This is a genomic window from Blastococcus brunescens, assembly GCF_035320885.1.
Lineage (GTDB): Bacteria > Actinomycetota > Actinomycetes > Mycobacteriales > Geodermatophilaceae > Blastococcus_B > Blastococcus_B brunescens.
In genome coordinates, this window is the sequence record NZ_CP141261.1 from 439426 (window position 1) to 457005 (window position 17580).

General features: G+C 72.8%; 22 protein-coding genes and 4 pseudogenes. 3 read left to right on the forward strand and 23 right to left on the reverse strand.

Annotation, left to right across the window (positions count from 1 at the left end):
• The first annotated feature begins 166 nt into the window (after positions 1–166).
• The gene (locus U6N30_RS03100) at positions 167–640 is read left to right on the forward strand and encodes a hypothetical protein (protein ID WP_324276094.1); all 474 of its coding nucleotides are present in this window, start codon (positions 167–169) and stop codon (positions 638–640) included.
• A 1137-nt stretch (positions 641–1777) separates the two neighbouring features.
• The gene (locus U6N30_RS03105) at positions 1778–2071 is read left to right on the forward strand and encodes a hypothetical protein (RefSeq protein ID WP_324276095.1); all 294 of its coding nucleotides are present in this window, start codon (positions 1778–1780) and stop codon (positions 2069–2071) included.
• Between the two features lie 227 nt (positions 2072–2298).
• On the opposite strand, the pseudogene U6N30_RS33170 reads toward U6N30_RS03105, so the two are convergent.
• From U6N30_RS33170 to U6N30_RS03175, 11 genes and pseudogenes are all read right to left on the reverse strand, one after another.
• Positions 2299–4181 (reverse strand): annotated as a pseudogene (locus U6N30_RS33170) (flagellar biosynthesis protein FlhA).
• A 231-nt stretch (positions 4182–4412) separates the two neighbouring features.
• Positions 4413–5291, reverse strand: coding sequence for an EscU/YscU/HrcU family type III secretion system export apparatus switch protein (locus tag U6N30_RS03130; protein WP_324276096.1), 879 nt, complete (start codon positions 5289–5291; stop codon positions 4413–4415).
• On the reverse strand, positions 5288–5554 hold the full coding sequence (locus U6N30_RS03135) for an EscU/YscU/HrcU family type III secretion system export apparatus switch protein (protein WP_324276097.1): 267 nt from the start codon (positions 5552–5554) through the stop codon (positions 5288–5290). Before U6N30_RS03135 ends, U6N30_RS03130 begins: the two co-directional genes overlap by 4 nt.
• A 3-nt stretch (positions 5555–5557) precedes the next feature.
• A complete protein-coding gene (gene fliR, locus U6N30_RS03140) occupies positions 5558–6328 on the reverse strand; it encodes a flagellar biosynthetic protein FliR (protein ID WP_324276098.1) in 771 nt (256 codons plus the stop codon).
• Between the two features lie 7 nt (positions 6329–6335).
• The gene (gene fliQ / locus U6N30_RS03145; RefSeq protein WP_324276099.1) at positions 6336–6611 is read right to left on the reverse strand and encodes a flagellar biosynthesis protein FliQ; all 276 of its coding nucleotides are present in this window, start codon (positions 6609–6611) and stop codon (positions 6336–6338) included.
• On the reverse strand, positions 6608–7396 hold the full coding sequence (fliP, locus tag U6N30_RS03150; RefSeq protein ID WP_324276100.1) for a flagellar type III secretion system pore protein FliP: 789 nt from the start codon (positions 7394–7396) through the stop codon (positions 6608–6610). The genes fliQ and fliP overlap by 4 nt, the downstream gene beginning before the upstream one ends.
• 62 nt (positions 7397–7458) lie before the next feature.
• A complete protein-coding gene (locus U6N30_RS03155; RefSeq protein WP_324276101.1) occupies positions 7459–7893 on the reverse strand; it encodes a FliO/MopB family protein in 435 nt (144 codons plus the stop codon).
• Complete coding sequence (gene fliN / locus U6N30_RS03160) at positions 7890–9722, reverse strand: flagellar motor switch protein FliN (protein WP_324276102.1); 1833 nt, start codon at positions 9720–9722, stop codon at positions 7890–7892. Before fliN ends, U6N30_RS03155 begins: the two co-directional genes overlap by 4 nt.
• A gap of 109 nt (positions 9723–9831) precedes the next feature.
• Positions 9832–10227 carry a flagellar basal body-associated FliL family protein gene (locus U6N30_RS03165; protein WP_324278145.1) on the reverse strand — a complete coding sequence of 132 codons (396 nt, stop codon included), beginning with the start codon at positions 10225–10227 and terminating at the stop codon, positions 9832–9834.
• Between the two features lie 67 nt (positions 10228–10294).
• Positions 10295–10486 (reverse strand): hypothetical protein, encoded by a 192-nt coding sequence (locus U6N30_RS03170; RefSeq protein ID WP_324278645.1) that lies wholly within the window; start codon positions 10484–10486, stop codon positions 10295–10297.
• Between the two features lie 65 nt (positions 10487–10551).
• Positions 10552–10710: pseudogene (locus U6N30_RS03175) on the reverse strand (OmpA/MotB family protein); the annotation flags it as partial.
• Positions 10711–10713: 3 nt separating this feature from the next.
• Here U6N30_RS03175 and U6N30_RS03180 point away from each other — a divergent pair.
• The gene (locus tag U6N30_RS03180; RefSeq protein ID WP_324276103.1) at positions 10714–10998 is read left to right on the forward strand and encodes a hypothetical protein; all 285 of its coding nucleotides are present in this window, start codon (positions 10714–10716) and stop codon (positions 10996–10998) included.
• Positions 10999–11020: 22 nt separating this feature from the next.
• Here the strand turns inward: U6N30_RS03180 and U6N30_RS03185 are convergent.
• From U6N30_RS03185 to U6N30_RS03240, 12 genes and pseudogenes are all read right to left on the reverse strand, one after another.
• Positions 11021–11206 (reverse strand): annotated as a pseudogene (locus U6N30_RS03185) (flagellar motor protein MotB); the annotation flags it as partial.
• On the reverse strand, positions 11203–11973 hold the full coding sequence (locus tag U6N30_RS03190) for a flagellar motor protein (RefSeq protein ID WP_324276104.1): 771 nt from the start codon (positions 11971–11973) through the stop codon (positions 11203–11205). The pseudogene U6N30_RS03185 and the gene U6N30_RS03190, both read right to left, overlap by 4 nt.
• 3 nt (positions 11974–11976) lie before the next feature.
• Entirely contained in the window at positions 11977–12258 is a 282-nt protein-coding gene (locus U6N30_RS03195) for a flagellar FlbD family protein (protein ID WP_324276105.1), read from the reverse strand.
• 203 nt (positions 12259–12461) lie between these two features.
• Positions 12462–12893: a flagellar hook-basal body complex protein gene (locus U6N30_RS03200; RefSeq protein WP_324278146.1), complete on the reverse strand. Its 432-nt coding sequence runs from the start codon at positions 12891–12893 to the stop codon at positions 12462–12464.
• Positions 12794–13693, reverse strand: coding sequence for a flagellar hook-basal body complex protein (locus U6N30_RS03205; protein ID WP_324276106.1), 900 nt, complete (start codon positions 13691–13693; stop codon positions 12794–12796). The genes U6N30_RS03200 and U6N30_RS03205 overlap by 100 nt, the downstream gene beginning before the upstream one ends.
• 65 nt (positions 13694–13758) lie before the next feature.
• Positions 13759–14184 (reverse strand): flagellar hook assembly protein FlgD, encoded by a 426-nt coding sequence (locus tag U6N30_RS03210; protein ID WP_324276107.1) that lies wholly within the window; start codon positions 14182–14184, stop codon positions 13759–13761.
• Positions 14185–14203: 19 nt separating this feature from the next.
• Positions 14204–14758, reverse strand: a complete 555-nt coding sequence (locus U6N30_RS03215) for a flagellar hook-length control protein FliK (protein ID WP_324276108.1) — start codon at positions 14756–14758, stop codon at positions 14204–14206.
• 1137 nt (positions 14759–15895) lie between these two features.
• Complete coding sequence (locus U6N30_RS03220; RefSeq protein ID WP_324276109.1) at positions 15896–16285, reverse strand: lytic transglycosylase domain-containing protein; 390 nt, start codon at positions 16283–16285, stop codon at positions 15896–15898.
• A 103-nt stretch (positions 16286–16388) separates the two neighbouring features.
• Positions 16389–16898: pseudogene (locus U6N30_RS03225) on the reverse strand (C40 family peptidase); the annotation flags it as partial.
• The gene (locus U6N30_RS03230; RefSeq protein ID WP_324276110.1) at positions 16825–17142 is read right to left on the reverse strand and encodes a flagellar FliJ family protein; all 318 of its coding nucleotides are present in this window, start codon (positions 17140–17142) and stop codon (positions 16825–16827) included. The pseudogene U6N30_RS03225 and the gene U6N30_RS03230, both read right to left, overlap by 74 nt.
• Positions 17139–17333, reverse strand: a complete 195-nt coding sequence (locus U6N30_RS03235) for a hypothetical protein (RefSeq protein ID WP_324276111.1) — start codon at positions 17331–17333, stop codon at positions 17139–17141. Before U6N30_RS03235 ends, U6N30_RS03230 begins: the two co-directional genes overlap by 4 nt.
• A 24-nt stretch (positions 17334–17357) precedes the next feature.
• A complete protein-coding gene (locus tag U6N30_RS03240) occupies positions 17358–17576 on the reverse strand; it encodes a hypothetical protein (RefSeq protein ID WP_422678084.1) in 219 nt (72 codons plus the stop codon).
• Between the last annotated feature and the right edge of the window lie 4 nt (positions 17577–17580).

Sequence of the window (17580 nt, forward strand, 5' to 3'; positions counted from 1 at the left end):
TGCCACGGGGAGCCGGGTCACGGTCGCGAGGGAGCGGGTCACCGGTCGGTCCAGGACGGTCTCGACGACCGGGGGCCGGGCCGGCATGGCCGCGTCGTCGGAGGTCGGGGCGTCGGTGGACTCCGTCGCCGGTGCGGACGGAGCCGGAGCCGACGAGGAGGGACCCGTGCGCGGAGCCGCCGGCGGCACCGGCGGGCGTCCGCGACCACGGCCGCGCGACGACGGCAGCGGGGGCAGCAGCGACAGCGGTGGCATGACGGTGGTCGCGTCGAGCGACATCATGGGGGCGGGGTCGCTCGCGGTCCGGGCCAGCACGGGCGCCAGCTCGACCTCCTCGACCTCCTCGGCTGCCTCGGCCGCCCCGTCCAGGGCCTCCTCGAGCTCCGGGACGGCGGCGTCCTCCTCGATCGGCTCGGCCGCCCCCGCGGCGAGCGGCTCGCGCACGGTCGCTTCGGCGGTCGGCTCGGTCGGCTCCGCCGCCGAGGGGAACAGCGCCCCGGCGGTGGGCTCGTGCGTGGCCACCTCGGCCCAGATGGGGGCGTCGATGGTCGTGCCGCTGGTCGCCACGGGGACGACGTCGCCCCACAGGGAGGTCGACGCCGGCATGCCCCACATGGAGCCGGCGGACGAGGAGACGTGAGTCGCGGTCGCGAGGACGGGCGGGCCCTCGGTGACCGGAGCCTCGACGGCGCAGTTCTCGACCACGGAGCTCTCGGCCGCAGGCATCTCGACCTCGGGGCCTGCGAACGCCGGGGCCTCGAACGCCGGGGCCTCGATCGCCGGGGCCTCGATCGCCGGGGCCTCGATCGCCGGGGCCTCGATCGCCGGGGCCTCGATCGCCGGGGCCTCGATCGCCGGGGCCTCGATCGCCGGGGCCTCGAACGCCGGAGCCTGGACGGCGGCGCTCTCGCACACCGGCGCCACAGGGGCCGACGCGGCGGGCACGACGGGCGGAGCCGGCTCCGCAACGGTCGGCTGGACGAGCACGGTCTCGTCGCGCATCGGCAGGTCGAGGACGGGAGCGCCGACCGGCGCCCCGGCGGCCGGCGTGGGCAGGGACGGCACAGCGAACACCGGCTCCACGGGTGCGGCCGGCTCGACGAGGGCGGACTGGGGGACGCGCCCGCGAGCACCTTGCGCAGGATTCCGGCCAGCGCCTCGTCCGAGTGGCCCTGGGCCAGTGCTCCCCGCAGCAGGTCGGCGATGGCCTCCTCGCGCGGGGACACCGACGCGGCGGTCACCTCGGGCGTGGCGGCCCAGGTGGGCACCTCGACCGGCCGGTCCGTCGTGGAGGGCGGTGCGATGACCTGATCTCCCACCGTTTCCTCCTCCTGGCGCGCCACGGGCGGCACCGATGTCTCTGCTGGTCGAACCGGATCGGGGCGCACCGGCCAGGGCTCGGCATCGTCGCGTGGACGCTCCCCGGAGGCTGGGACAGGGCGTCCTGGACCGCCTGTCGCACGTCCTGGTCCCCGGCGACCATCCGCGCGAGCGCGGCCGTGAAGGGGAGGGCGCGGCCGGGGTCGCGGCCGGGATGACCTTCTGGCCTCCACCGCGGACCGGCGCCTCCTCCACGTCGGGGAAGGCGTCCGCGGGACGGGCGACGGTTCCCGCGCGCGGGAAAGAGGCGCGCGGGAAGGCAGCCCGGGAGTAGGTCGGGGCGGCGGACTCGGACTGCTGCGCGGCGAGCAGGCCGGCGAGCTCGCTGACCCGCACGTCGTCCGCGGGCCGGGCGGGGACGCTGGGAGCCTGCGGTGCCGTCCACGCCGGAGCTGCGGTGCGGCCGGCCGGTGCCGCCGTCGTCGACCGGGCCGGTGCGGTCGTCCGTGCGGCGCGGGCGGCAGCCGCGGCCACCCGCACGGCCTCAGGGACGTCGTCGGTCGACCGGGCGGCGTCGGCCCAGGCCGCCGCGCCGTTCCGGGCGGGAACGGCCGCGCGCGCCCGGGCGGGTGCGGCCGAGGCCAGCGGGGAGGAGAAGTCGGCGGGCGCGGCGTCGTCGTCCCGTCCGCGGGCCGGGACGGCGGGGCGGACGGCGGACTCGGGAGCGGCCTCGGCCACCTCTGCGACGTAGCGCTCGGTCGCGAAGAAGCCGAGCACGCCGCCGGAGCGGACGCGGCGCACACCGACGACGCGGGCATGTGGCCCGAACTGCTCGCGCGCGGCGGCGATCGCGTCGTCGCGCGAGGCGGCCTCAACGGATCGCAACGGCACCGCTCACAACTCCCAGCGACTCGATCTGCGCTGTCCGGGAGACCTCGGCGTAGGAGATCACCGGAAGCCGGGGCAGGACCTGGCGCATCAGGCGCGCGAGGGCCGCGCGGACCTGGGGCGAGCACACCAGGACGGGGAAAGGCCGGAGCGCTCGGCTTCCTCGAGCACCCCGCTGCAGCCGTTGACCAGGGCGTCGATGCCCGCGGCGTCGAGCGCCAGCACCAGGCCGGCGTCGCTCTGCCGGATCGACTCGAGCAGGCGCTGCTCGAAGCCGGGGTCCAGGGTGAGCACGTGCAGGCGCTCGTCGGGCGTCACGTACGGGTGGCTGATCGCCGCGCCGAGTGCCGCCCGGGCCGCCTCGACGAGAGGGTCGAGTTCGGTGGACGACTTTGCACGTACAGAGAGTGCCTCGAAGATGCGGACCAGGTCCCGGATCGACACACCCTCGGCGAGCAACGCGTGCAACACGCGTTGCACCTCTCCCAGGGTGAGCAGGGACGGGGTCAGTTCCTCCACGACGACGGGGTGCGTGCGGCGCACCATCTCGACCAGGAGGCGGACGTCCTCGCGGCCGAGCAGGTCGGCGGCGTTCTGCCGCACGACCTCGGCGAGGTGGGTCGTGATGACCGAGGAACGGTCGACGACGGTCGCGCCGGCCATCTCCGCCTGTCGCTGCAGTTCCACCGGGACCCACTTGGCGGCCAGGCCGAAGACCGGCTCGCGCGTGTTCTTGCCGGGGATGCCGTCGAGGTTGTCGCCGATGGCGAGGATCGTCCCGGCGGGGAGATGCCCTTCGCCGCGGGCACGCCGTTGAGCCAGATGACGTACTGCGAGCCGGGCAGGTCCAGGTTGTCGCGGGTGCGTACCAGCGGGATGACCAGGCCGGTGTCCATCGCCACCTTGCGACGCAGCGCCTTGACCCGGTCGAGGAGGTCACCGCCGCGCGAGGGTCGACGAGGTCGACCAGGTCGAAGGCCACCTCGAGCTCCAGCGGGTCGACCCGCATCTTCTCGGCGATCGCTTCCGGGGAGTCCGGCGCGGGCTCGTTCTCGGCGGCGGCAGCAGCGGCGGCCTCCGCGTCCTCGTCGACCTCCGGCGTCTCCGTCATCCGGGACGCGGCGATGAGGAAGCCGGCCCCGACGATGAGGAACGGCAGCTTGGGCAGCCCGGGGATCAGGCACAGCGCGAGGGCGGCACCGCCGGCGATGCGGACGGGCTGCTTGAACCGGCCGAGCTGGGCGACCAGGTCGGTGCCCATGTCGCCCTCGGTGGCCGACCGGGTCACGATGATGCCGGTCGCGGTCGACATCAGCAGGGCGGGGAGCATCGACACCAGGCCGTCGCCGACGGTCAGCAGCGAGTAGGTGGTGCCGGCCTCGCCGGGGTCATGCCCTTCTGCATGACGCCGATGGCGAAGCCGCCGATGAGGTTCACCAGCGTCACGATGATGCCGGCGATGGCGTCGCCCTTGACGAATTTCGACGCACCGTCCATCGAGCCGTAGAAGTCGGCCTCGGCGGTGACCTCGTGCCGGCGCCTGCGTGCCTGCACCTCGTTGATGAGGCCGGCGTTGAGGTCGGCGTCGATGGCCATCTGCTTGCCGGGCATGGCGTCGAGGGTGAAGCGGGCGCCGACCTCGGCGACGCGGCCGGCGCCGTTGGTGATGACCACGAACTGGACGACGGTCAGGATCACGAAGATCACCAGACCGACGACCAGCGAACCACCGATGACGATGTGGCCGAAGGCCTCGATCCCTTGCCGGCGTAGCCGTCGGTGAGCACCAGCCGGGTCGACGAGACGTTCAGGGCCAGCCGGAACAGCGTCGCGATGAGCAGCAGCGAGGGGAAGATCGCGAAGTCCAGCGGCTTCCGGATCTGCATCGCGACCAGCAGGATGAGCAACGAGACCGCGAGGTTCAGCCCGATCAGCAGGTCCATGGCGGCGGCCGGCAGCGGCACGACCAGCATGAGGACGATCGCGACGACGCCCACGGGCACGGCGACCTTGCCCAGGCCCTTCACTCGCCCGCTCCGGGGACGCAGGACAGACGCGGGCTCACGTCCTTCTCATCGGCAGGCCCCGGCGGCAGCGGTACCGGCGCGCGGTCGCCGTCCTACCTCACCGTTCAGGGTCCTCCCACGCCGTCGACCGCGAGGGGGACCCATGGTGATCAGGTCTCCTGATCATCAGGGTGTTTCTCAGGCGGCGACCCGGCGGCGGCCGGCCTTGGGCAGGTCCGAGGTGTCCGGCGCCTCGAAGCCGGGCCGGTGGAAGCCGCCCGTCACGCCGCGAGCGCCCAGGTGCATGACGAAGGCGAGCACCCGCGCGACGGCGGTGAACAACTGCGCGGGCACCTCCTGGCCCAGCTCGCACGACGCGTGCAGTGCCCGGGCCAGCGGGATGTCCTGCACCATGGGCACCCGGTTCTCCTCGGCGAGGGCGCGCAGCTTCGCGGCGATCTCGCCGGCGCCCTTGGCGACCACGCGCGGCGCGCCCTTGGCCGGGTCGTACTTCAGCGCGACGGCGACGTGCGTGGGGTTGACCAGCAGGACGTCGGCGTCGGCGACCTCGCTCATCATCCGGTTGCGGGACATGGCGAGGGCGACTCCCTTGCGGTGTGCCTTCATGTACGGGTCGCCCTCGGCCTGCTTGTACTCCTGCTTGATCTCGTACTGGCTCATCTTGAGCTGCTTCATCATCTTCTTGCGGACGACGACGTAGTCGGCGACCGCGATGACCAGGCCGGTGACGGCGACGACGCGGAACATGAGGATCGCCGAGTCGGTGAACGTGGCGGCCACGGCAGACAGCGGGAGCGCCCCGGCCGAGGAGACCAGTGCCTGCGCGCGGTCGCTGGTGATGATCACGACCGTGGCGAGGGCGGAGGTCTTGATCAGTGCCTTGACCGCCTCCCAGATGCCCTGGGTGCCGAACATCCTCTTGATGCCGGGGAACGGGTTGAACTTCTTCAGCGTCGGCTTCATCGACTTGGTCGCGAAGGTGACGCCGCCCTGGGACGCCGCCGCCACGGTGCCGACGACCATCATGCCCAGGGCCATGGGCAGCAGCGTGGTCATGAAGACCGTGAGCGCCTCGCCCAGGAGGATCGAGATCTTCTCCGGCCGGGGTCGCTGGCCACCGAACCGATCTGCACGAACAGCTGCTGCGCCGCCTCGAAACCGTTGCCCACGAGCATGGGCAGCAGGACGCTCGCGGTCGCCACGCCCAGCCACGTGCCCAGCTCCTGGGTGCGTGGGATCTGCCCTTCCTTGCGCGCCTTCTTCAGGCGCTGGGGAGTGGGCTTCTCGGTCTTCTCCCCACCGGGACCGTCCTTAGCCACGAGTCACCTCCTCATCCGCTCCGGAGGAGACCATGGCGCGTGTGGCCTGCTCGAGCAGACCGTCCAGCGCGGGGGCAGCAGCGGGAAGGTCAGCCCCAGCATCGTCAGGGTCAGGAGGATCTTCAGCGGGAAGCCGAACGCGAAGATGTTCAGCGCCGGCGCGGCGCGGCTGAGGAGGGCCAGCGCGACGTCGGCGAGCAGCAGCACCGCCACCATGGGCCCGGCGATCTGCAGCGCGGCCAGGAACATCATCGAGAAGGCGGTCACCAGGACCGCGGCGATCTGATCGGTCGGCACGTCGCCGCCCACGGGCAGACCGACGTAGGACGTGGCGAACCCCTTCACGATCAGCAGGTGGCCACCGCTGGTGAACAGCAGCGTGATCGCCAGCAGGTAGTGCAGCCGGCCGACCGACGAGTTCTGCGTCATCGACAGCGGGTCGTAGGCCGGCTGCAGCGAGAAGCCACCGGTCACGTCGATGAGGTCACCGGCCATCTGGACGGCCTGGAACAGCACCTGGACGACGAAGCCCAGCGCCGCCCCGATGATCACCTCCGTGACCGCGGCGACCACGAGGAACCCGGCGGTCGGCTCGGGGAGGGTCGGGGCGATCTGCGTGGAGAGCAGCAGGGAGAGCGCGAGGGCGAAGGCGGCCTTGGCCGGTCCCGGGACGGTCCGGGAGTTGAACGGCGGGGCGAGCAGCACGAAGCCGGTGGCCCGCGCCGTGCCCAGGAGGAGTGCCGCCAGCGTGACTGCCGGGACCGAGAGGTCCATCGCGGCCTCAGGTCCGGTCGAGCAGCGCCGGCAGCTGGGCGAACAGGCTCTGGGTGAAGCTGACCAGCTCGGCGAGCACCCAGTTGCCGGTCACCAGCAGCGCGATCGCGACGGAGATGATCTTGGGCACGAAGGAGAGGGTCTGCTCCTGGATCTGGGTGGCCGCCTGGAACAGCGAGATCAGGAAGCCGACCAGGAGCGCGGTCAGCAGGATCGGGGCCGCCACCTTGGCCGCGACCATCATCGTCTGCGCGGCGATCTGCGTGACATCGGCGTCGCTCATCCGCCCCCACCCCCGTAGGAACCCACCAGCGCGGTGGTGATCAGCGCCCATCCGTCGACGACGACGAAGAGCAACAGCTTGAAGGGCAGCGACACGATGGTGGGCGGCACCATCATCATGCCCATCGCCATGAGCGAGGCGCTGACCAGCATGTCCAGCACCAGGAACGGGATGAAGACGACCAGCCCGATGATGAACGCGCTCTTCAGCTCCGAGAGCACGAAGGCCGGGATGAGCGTGGTCATGCTGACCTCCTGCGGTGTGGCAGGGGCCTCCTCGCCCGAGAGCCCGATCATCAGCTTCAGCTCGTCCTCGCGGGTGTTGCCCAGCAGGAACTCCCGCAGCGGGACGACGCCTGCGTCGTACGCCGCCGCGACCGTCATCGTGCCGTCCATGTAGGGCTGCAGGGCGACCTCGTTGATGTCGGAGAACACCGGGCCCATCACGAACAGGGTCAGGAACAGCGCGATGCCGGTCAGCACCTGGTTGGGCGGCGAGGACGGCAGACCGAGGGCGTTCCGGGTGAGCCCCAGGACGACGATGATCTTGGTGAACGACGTGGCCAGGAGCAGCACCGACGGCGCGACGGACAGCACCGTGATGGCCAGGATGAGCGTGATCGAGCTGCTCGGTGAGCCGTCGCCGATCGAGATGTCCACGTTCCCGTCACCGGGCACCACCGGCGCGACCGGCGCCGTCGGCGCGACCGGGTCGGTCGGGGCGGCGGAGGCGGGGCCGGCGAGCAGCAGTGCCGCCACCGTGCACAGCACCGAGAGCAGCAGCACGAGGGCTGCCCGACGACGCGTCGACGGACCCCCGGGTGCCTGGAGCGGGCGCACCGACGAGGTCATGACTTGCGGACCGTGCGCTCGCGCAGCTGGTTGACGACCGTGCCCCAGCCGTTGCGGTCGAACACGGAGCCGGCCAGCGCCGGGGTGGTGGCGCGGGCGGCGAGCGCATGGGTCTCGCCCGTGGCGGCGTCGGCACGGGTGGCCCCCACGGCCACCGGCACCCGGCGTTCGCGCAGGGCGGCGTCCACCGTCTCGGAGTCCACTTCGGCGAGCAGGGTGACCTGCTCCTCCGTGGCCCCCACGACCAGGACGACGTCACCGATGCGGACGACGTTGACCGTGCTCGTCCGCCCCATGCGCTGGCGGGCGATGACCTCGATCAGGCCGTTGCCCTGGCCGAGACCGCGCTTTTTCGCGATCCGGGTGGCATAGAACAGCACCGCCGCGATGAAGGCCAGCGAGAGGATCAGCCGGATGATCATCCACGTCATGCGACACCCAGTTCCTGGGCGGCCGCGTCGGTGACGATCTCGCTGATCCGCAGGCCGAAGTCCTCGTCCACGACGACGACCTCGCCGCGGGCGATGAGGGTGCCGTTCACGAGCAGGTCGGCGGGCGCGCTGGCGGCGCGGTCGAGCTCGACCACCTCGCCGGGGTGCAGGGAGAGCAGTTCCTGGACCGTCATCCGGGTGCGGCCGATCTCGACGGTCACCTCCATCGCCACGTGCCGGAGCAGATCGAGGCTGCCGCGCTGGGGGCTCGTGGTCGGCAGCGTCACCTGGAGCGCGAAGGTGGCCTGGTGCTCGGTGCCGGCCATGAGGGGCACGGCGACGAACATGCCCTTGTCCCGCATGCCGTCGAGCGCGGCCACCGGCTCCTCGACCCGCTCGGAGGCGATGCGGACCCGGCCGAGGTGGCCGCGGCCGCCTCGAGGGCGGGCCGGAGCGCGGCGGCGACGTCCATCCGGCCGACCGGGGAGTTGTTGAGCGCCTCGACGACCTCGGCGGAGACGATCAGGACGATGTCGCCGCTGACCTCGCCGGACAGGCCGGCCGAGACCGCCGACGCGGCGCCCGGGGGCAGCGGGACGCTGTCCGGGTCGCTGACGGGGGCGCCGGGGACGAGCTCCACCGTGGCCGGCACCAGGGCGGCGGCGGCGCGGGCGGCCGCCGTGACCACCGCGGAGACGGTCTGGGAGTCCTGGGAGGTGTCGGTGCTCATGCGGTGTCCTTCGCGGCGGCGTACGGGGTCGGGACGATGGCGGCGGCCAGTCGGCGCCGGTGGTTGCTGGCGATCGCGTAGGCGAACGTGACGTCGTTGGTGGTGACCTCGAGCGGTGCGTCCGGGGGTGGCGCAGGAGCAGGACGTCACCGACCGCGAGGGAGAGCAGGTCGGCCGACGAGACGGTGAGCGGCGCGAACCGCACGCTGACGTCGACCGGCACGAGGTTGAGGCGGGCGGTCAGCGCCTCGGCGGCCCGCTTGCGCTTGGCCAGCGCGGTCTCCGACAGCTGCGGGGAGGCCGCGTTGTTCAGCGCCTGGGCGAAGGAGGAGAAGGGCAGCACCAGCGTGGCCTCGCCTTCCCGGGCACCCACGGCCATGGAGAAGCTGGCGACCATGACGGTGTCGGAGCCCGACGCCGCCTGCGCGAGCTGAGGGTTGTACTCGAACCCGCGCATGGCCGGCTGGATCTCGGTGATCGAGGCGAACGAGGCGGCGAACTCGTCGAGCAGCCGGCCGAGCAGGTGGTTGGTGATGGAGGACTCCATCGCCGTCATCGGCCGGTTGGGCTGCTCGGCCCGGCCGGAGCCGCCCAGCATGTGGTCCACGATCGCCATCGCCATGTCCAAGGGGTAGGCGAGCAGGCCCTTGCCGTTCAGCGGCTCGAGCGTGAACGTGGTGATGAAGACCGGGTTGGGCAGGGTCGCCAGGTAGTCGTCGTAGGAGAACTGCTCGATCCCGACGAGCTCCAGGCGGGCACCGGCGCGGAGGAACGTGGTGAGGATCGTGGTCGCCTGGCGGGCGAAGGCCTCCTGCGCGATCTGCAGGACGCGGACGTGCTCGCGGGAGAGCTTCGTCGGCCGGCGGAAGTCATAGGTCCGCGGCTCGCCGCGTCGGCTGCGGGCGGTGGGCCCGCTGGTCGGAGGCGCGGCGGCGGGGGAGGAGTGGCGGGGCGGTCCTGCGTGGCCGCCTCGGCCGGTGACTCCTCCGGGGACTGGGGAGCGGCCTCGCTGGGGGCCGGTCCGGTCTCGGGTGACGTCACGTTCCACCTCATCGGCGGAATGGGAGGTGACCCTGACCGGCGGGAACCGGTCGCTCACGGCCTTGTGAGCGGTGTGACGGCTGGTGCGTGGCGTGCCCGTCACGTGACGTCGCTCCGGCCGGCCAGGCGGCCGGCCGGAGCGAGGTCGTGCGGTGCGGCGGAGCTCGTTACTGGGTGACGTACTCGGTGTAGTAGATGCCCATCACCATCTGGACGCCGTGCTCGTCGGTGTAGGCCTCGATAATCTTCTGCTCCAGCGCCGCCTTCAGCGCATCGCGGGCGCCCACCACGTCGGCGGGGGCCGCCTGGGAGAAGGAGGAGATGATCTGGTCGTAGGCCTTGGCGCCGTCGACGCCACCGCCGCCGTGGCCGCCACCGGCGGCCGCCGCGGTGTAGTCGAGGGTGACCCCGATCTTGAGATAGCCGCCGCCGGCGAGGTTCACCGCCACCGGCTCCAGCGCGGTGTAGCCGCCGTGCTCCGGTGCCGCTGCCTCGGCCTCACCGGAGCCGGCGAAGAGGAAGAAGTACGCCGCCCCGGCCGCCGCGACGAAGAGGACGCCCACGATGAGGAGCAGCTTCTTCTTCCCCCGGGGGCCGCGGCCTCGTCGGTCTCGCCGCTCTTGTCCTTGCTCATGGTGTTGCCTCCTGCTGGGTGGCCTGACTTGCATCGATGCCCGGCAGCAGCGCGTTGGCCTCTGCCGAAGCGGTGGACAGGACGACGAGGTCGACGCGACGGTTGACCGACAGGGCGGTCGGGTCGGACTCCGGCACCAGCGGGCGCATGGAGGAGTAGCCCGTCGCCGACATGCGGGGCTCGGGCACGCCCCCGCGGCCAGGTGGCGCAGCACCGTGCTGGCCCGGTAGCCGGAGAGCTCCCAGTTGGACGGCCACTGCCCACCGGCGGTGACCGGGAGGTGGTTGGCGTGGCCCTCGACGCGCAGCACGTTCGGCAGCTCGACCAGGGCCGGGGCCGCCGCGTCCAGGATCTGCCGGCCCTCGGGTCGCAGGACGGCCTCCTCGGCGTCGAAGAGCACCGCGTCCGCCACGATGTGGACGACCAGGCCCCGCTCGTCGATCTCGAAGCGCGCCGCGTCGGCGTACCCGGCGGCGGCGAGCGCGGCGGCGATCTTGTCCCGTGCTGCAGCCAGGTCGTCGTAGGCCCGGGCGGCCTCGGCGGCGACCCGCTTGGCCCGCTCGGCGGCGGCCGCGGCGGCGGCCGCGTCGACCTGGGCCTGCTGGACGGTGGGGTCCGGGGGATGGCCGAGGCGATGTCGATCGCGCCCGGCAGCCCGTCGAGCACCGAGCTCTCGGGCGTCGGCCCGGGAGGGCCGTGATGGGTCCGCCGAAGCTCTCGGACAGACCGCTGGCCAGGGCGGCGAACTTCGCCTTGTCCACCTGGCTCATGGCGTACAGCACGATGAACAGCACCAGGAGCAGCGTCATCATGTCCGCGTAGGACACCATCCACCGCTCGTGGTTCTCGTGCTCCTCCTCCTCGTGCTTCTTGGCGCGACGGCGGCCGGAGTGCGGCGCCGAACTCATGCCGCTTCCCGCTCGACTTCGCTCGGCGGGACGAGCGAGCTGAGCTTCTGGCGGACCGCGCGCGGGCTGGTGCCCGCCTGGATCTCGGTGATGCCCTCGACCAGGAGCTCCATCTGCGCGGCCTGGAGTTCGCTGACGCGCATGATCTTGGAGCCCATCGGCAGGAACCAGAAGTTGGCGGCCATGACGCCCCAGAGCGTGGCGACGAACGCCGCGGCGATCATCGGGCCCAGCGCCGCCGGGTCGCTGAGGTTGCCCATGACGTTGATCAGGCCGACGATGCAGCCCACGATGCCGATGGTCGGGGCGTAGCCGCCCATCGTGTTGAAGAACTTGGCGGCGACCTTGTCCTCGGCCTTCTTCGCCGCGATCTCGCCTTCCAGGACCTGTCGCAGCTCCTCCGGGTCGGTGCCGTCGATGCCCATCTGCAACCCGCGCCGCAGGAAGGGGTCGTCGATGCCCTTGACCTGGGCCTCGAGCGCGAGGAGCCCCTCCTTGCGGGCCTTCTCCGCGAGGCTGACCAGCGTCTGGATCTGCGCACCGGCCCGCGGCACCTTGGCCGGCATCGCACCCATCTTGAACCAGGCGGGCAGCTTCTTGAGGTCGTCCATGGTCTGGCTGGCCATCGCCGCACCGAACGTGGCGAGGATGACGAGGATGATCGCCGGCAGGAAGAGCAGCGACATCGGGTCGGCGCCCTCCATCACCATGAAGGCGAGCAGGGCGACGAGCGAGACGACGAACCCGATCAGGGTGGCCGGATCCACGGATCAGCGCTCCTCTCGGCTCGGGAACGGTACGACCGAGGAATCGCTCGTCACGCTCTGGCGCTGGAGGGCCCGGTACTCGCCGCGGTCCATCTCGTAGGAGGTGGCGAGGATCCCGGCGCGGTACTCGCGGATCTCGGCGAGCATCTCGTCGACGGACTCCTTCACCACGTACTTGGTGCCGTCGACCAGGAAGGCGACCGTGTCCGGGTGTGCCTCGACCCGCTCGATCAGGTCGGGGTTGAGCGCGAACTGCTCACCGTTCAGGCGCGTCACACGGATCACGGGTCGGTCCTCTTGCTCGGTGGGGTGGGTCGGACGAGGCGCGGAAGGGGCGCCCAGCAGCACTCTTCTCATCGGCTGAGCTGGGCCTTTCCTTGAGCCGAACGCGCGGTGCGCACGGCGGCGGAGCCCCGGGATGCCGCGGAAGGTCGACGGCCCGGCCACCCCCGAGGAGTGACCGGGCCATCCTGGTTCACGTGCTGGATCTAGCGCTTGAGGTTGACGAGGTCCTGCAGGATCTCGTCGGAGCTGGTGATCACGCGGCTGTTGGCCTGGAATCCGCGCTGGGCGACGATGAGACCGGTGAACTCCTCGGCGAGGTCGACGTTCGACATCTCGAGGGCACCGGACATCAGGGCGCCGCGGCCGCCGACACCGGCGGTGCCGATCTGCGCGACGCCGGAGTTGACGCCGACACGGAAGGAGCTGTTGCCGGCCTTCTCCAGCCCGCCGGGGTTGTTGAACGAGGCCAGGGCGAGGCGGCCGATGGGCTGGCGAAGCTCGTTGGAGTAGACGCCCATGATCGTGCCGTCGGCACCTAGCTGGAAGGACTGCAGCGACCCCAGGGCGTAACCGTCCTGCGTGGGGGCGCCCAGGGTGTTCGACCCGCCGTACTGGGTGAGCGTGGAGATGTCGATCGCGACGTCGTTGGTCCAGCTGGGGAACGCCGGGGCGAAGTCGGTGCCGGGGTTGAAGGTGGTCGAGCCGGCGGCGGGGGCACGAGCACGCCGGCGGCGTCGAAGGACACGGACACCGCGGGCAGCAGCTCGGTCGGCGGGGTCGCCGAGTCCGTCACCGTGAAGTCCCAGGTGTTCGCGGCGGTCTTCTGGAAGTTGTAGAAGACCTTCTGGGCGACGCCCTGGCTGTCGTACATGGTGATGCCGGTCTGCACCGTCGCCCCGATCTCGGCGTCCGACGGCAGGTTGCCGTCGACCACGCCGCCGGTGCTGGCGACCGGGTTCACCAGCTGGCCGTAGGGCACCGACAGGTCACCGACCGGGCCGTTGGGGTTGACGAGGCCGTCCTCGTCGGCCATCCAGCCCTGCAGGACCGCGCCGTCGGGGGTGACCAGCTTCCCGGAGGCGTCGAAGTCGAGGGACCCGGCCCGGGTGAACAGCTGCTCGCCACCGGTGCCGCGGGTCACGAAGAACCCGTCGCCCTCGATCATGAAGTCGGTCGACCGGCCGGTGGACTGGGTCGCGCCCTGGGTCCAGTTCGTGGTGATCGCCGCGACCTTGACGCCCAGACCCACCTGCGCGGGGTTTGTGCCCCCGCGGTCGGCTGCCGGGGCGCCGCCGGCGCGGATCACCTGCGACAGGGTGTCCTGGAAGACGGTCTGCGAGCCCTTGAAGCCGACGGTGTTGACGTTGGCGATGTTGTTGCCGGTGACGTCCATCTTGGTCTGGTGCGCGCGGAGGCCGGAGATGGCCGAGAACATGGAACGAAGCACGGGAGGTTCTCCTCAGGGAGGGGGACGGCGGAAGAGCGGAGCGGGTCAGGACGTCACGTGGTGACGGCGATCTCGGTGAGCCGGCCGACCGGGACGGACACCCCGCCGATGACGGCGACGGCCTCGCTCTCCTTGCTGGCGAGCCGGACCGACGTGACGAGCCCGGTCTTCGACGCGCCGGTCGTGTCGGTGTAGGTGGCGGTCCGCCCGACCAGCGCACCGGCCGTCGCGGACTCCTGGAGCACGAGCATCGAGGCGTTCTGGTTGACCAGCTGCTCCAGCTTCTCGACCTGGCTGAAGGTCGCCGTCTGCGACATCATCTGGCTGCTGTCAACCGGGTTGCCCGGGTCCTGGTAGCGCATCTGGGCCACCAGGAGCTTCATGAAGACGTCCTTGCCCAGCTGGTCGGGACGGTCGACCGTGGAGGCGGCCGGGGTGTAGTAGGTCCCCGTCGTCCCGGTCACGCCTGGGGTGGTCATCGGTCGGTCACTCCTTCGCTCAGACGCGCAGGTCCACGCCGGACGACGTGGATCGCTGGGAAGCCGGGGTCGGTCCGCTGACTGCTCTATCGGCAGCCGGGCCCCAGGGTCGTGACCGGTCCTCGCCGCGGCCCTGCTGCTCACCTCGCTGACCGTTCTGCTGGCCGGACGCCTGCTGCTCGGCCTGCTGCTGCGCGTGGCGCGACAGCCACGAGCCGCCGGTCTCGCGATCGACCTCCAGCTTCGCGGGGTTGAGCCCCGCGGCCTCCAGGTCCCGTCGCAGATCGGTGAGGCCGTCCAGCAGCGCCGCCCGGCCGAGCTCGTGGGCACCGCGCAGGGTGAGATCGACGGTGCCCTTGCTCAGGGTCACCGAGACCTCGACGGGGCCGAGGTTCTCCGGGTTGAGGACGAGGGTCATGGTGTGGCTGCCGTCCGGTCCCCGGCCCAGCACGGCGACCTGGTGGGCGACCTGGGAGCCGACGGGCTGGGTCGCCGCCGTACCGGTCGCGGAGGGAGCCGCGGTCGCCGGGACCGCAGCCGGCGCGGACGCCGTCCCCAGGCCGACCGGGGACACGTCCGGGACGCCGTCCCCGGAGGGGTGCCCGGCTGGCCGGAGCCGCTGCCGGGGTGCCCGGCACCCGACGACGTCGAGCCGCCCGCGCCGGTCGGGACGGAGGCTCCGGTGACGGGGACGGCGACGGCCGGGACCGTGTCGCCGGCCACGGCCGACGAGGTGGCTCCGGTCGGGGCGGGGGCCACGACGACCGGGACCGTCGGTGTCGTGTCCGCGGGGCGGCGGTCCCCGGAGCAGCGGCGAGGACGCCGGGTACCGCGGGACTCGCCGGGTCCGGAGTCGTCGGCACGGCGGGCCCGGCGGGCACGGCGGCCGGCGGGACGGCACCGGCCGGTACCGGCGGCACGGTGCCGGTCGGCGTCGGCGCGGCCACGACGGGGACACCGACGGGGACACCGCCGGCCGCCGACGTGGGTGCAGCCGGCACGGCGGCGGGCACCGCCGTGGCGGCCGGGACCACCGGCGCGTCCTCTGCTGCTGCTCCGGGTGCCGTCGTCGCGGGCACGACGGCGGCACCCGGAGCCGGGGTCGTGACAGCCACCGGCACGGGGCCGTCGGCCGCCGCGTCGGCGGGGACGGTCGGCACGGCCGTCGCGAGCGGGCCGCCGAGCGACATGGCCCAGAGGGCCGGCAGATCCACGGGCGCCACGTCGGGCTCGACGGGGCCGCCGGTGACGGCCGGGACCTCGGTGGGTGCCACCGCGGCGGCGTCGGCGTCGGTCCCGGGTGCGGTCTCGGCGACCGTGACGTCCGTGGCGTGCGTGGCGTCGGCCGACGGGTCCGTGCCCCGCGGCGTGCTGGGCGCGGTCCGGTGCGCGACCCGATCCGCCGTGCGGACGGCGGAGCGGTCGGTGCGCTCGGCTGCCCGGGCATCGGCCGCGGCAGCCCGCGCGTCGGCTGCGGCGGAACGCGCGTCCGCGGCGGCAGCCCGCGCGCCGGCGTCGGCGGTCCGGGCGTCGGGGGTGCTGCGACGCTCGGCGGACCTCTCCCGGCCGACCGGTGCTCGGTCGGCCAGCGCGGTCCCGAGCGCGGAGGCGAACGGTGCCCCGCCCGAGGAGCCGCGCTGGTCGGCCGCGCCGGTCGGTCGCGTCCGGGCCGCGCTCGCGGACGGGTGGACGGGGAGGGCCCCAGGGGTCGTCATCGGTAGGTTTCCGCCTTCGTCATCACGGCACGCACGTAGTTCTGGGTCTCGGGGTAGGGCGGGATGCCGCCGTGGCGGGACACCGTCCCCGGTCCGGCGTTGTAGGCGGCCAGGGCCAGCGGCGTCGTGCCGAACTGCTTGGTCAGGCTGCTGAGGTAGCGGGCGGCGCCGTCGATCGCCGACGTCGGGTCGAGGGCGTTGACGCCGAGCCCCTTGGCCGTCGCGGGCATGAACTGCATGAGGCCCTGCGCGCCGGCCGACGAGACCGCGGAGGCGTTGAAGCCGGACTCCTGCGACGCGACCGCCGCGAGCAGCGAGGATCCACCCGTGCCGGGCGCCGGCGCGGGTGAACAGGTCGGCGTAGGGCACCCCGGCGAGCGCGCCACCGGCGGCCACGGTCGGCAGCGCCGGCGTCTGCGCGGGGAGCACGCGCCGGATCACCGTCGGGTTGCCGACGTCCTGCACCTTGACGACCTCGCCGGCCTGGGGAGCCGCGATCATCTTCCCGTTGCCGATGTAGAGGCCCACGTGGTCGATGCCGGCCCGGCTGGAGGAGTTGTCGAAGAAGACGAGGTCGCCGGGGCGGGCCTCGGCCAGCGAGGCCACCGGCCGGCCGCTGGTGGCCTGCTGCGAGGAGGTGCGGGGCAGCTCGACACCGAGGTTCGTGAAGACCAGTTGCGTGAAGCCCGAGCAGTCCAGACCCTTCGTGGGGTCGGTCCCGCCCCAGAGGTAGGGGACGCCGAGGTACTTCTCGGCCTCGGCGACCGCCGCCCCTCGGTGGCGGTCGCCCCTGCGCCGGAGAACGTCGAACCGCTCGTCCCGGTGAGTCCGGCGGCGGCGGCGGCGCTCGCCCAGTTGCCCGTCGTCGACGGCGTGCGCTGGACGAACCGGGTCTGGATCTCGCTGATCCGGGCCTGCACCTGGGTCACCCCGTCCACGGCACCTCCCTGATCTCGTGTCCCCCGGCCGGCTCGTCGGCACCGTCCTCGGCACTGTCATCGGCAGGCCGGGCGGCGATCCGGCCCGCCCGGCCGGTGACGAGGTCGTCGACGGCCCGTTCCTCGGCGGCGTCCTCCGCGTGGCGGAGCGCGGCAAGGTGCCGTTCCCGGAGCCGTTCGAGGCCCTTGGTGCGCTGGGCGGCCTCGGTCCACCGGCCCCGGACGAGCTGGGCCTGCTCGGCCGTCGCGGTGGCCAGTGCGCGCGCGTCCGAGGCGTCGGTGGCCGCGGTCCGCAGCATCGTCATCGCGGCCAGGAACTGACCGGCCGGCAGCGACCGGGGAGCACCGCGGACGCCAGCGTCGTCTCGTAGTCGGTGGCCCGGCGGTCGGCGTCCGCCGCCGCGGTCGCCGCCTCTGCCGCGGCCGCGGCGGCGGCACGTTCCTCGGTCCGGCGCAGCTCGAGGACCGGCTGCAGCCGGAAGTGCGCGCGCTTCACGCCCTACCTCCGCGCGCGGGGGCGTCACGCCGACCTCACGATCCGCTGCAGCCAGCCCCAGGCCTCCTCGGCCGGCGTCGACTCGCCCATGGGTTGCTGGAGGAACGCCTCGATCGTGGGCGCGAGCGCCCGGGCGCGGTCGACGAGCGGGTCGCTGCCGGCCTGGTAGGCGCCGATCTCGACGAGCTCCTTGACGTCGCGCAGGGCACCCATCAGCCGGCGGATCTCCCGGGCGTCGGCCATCAGG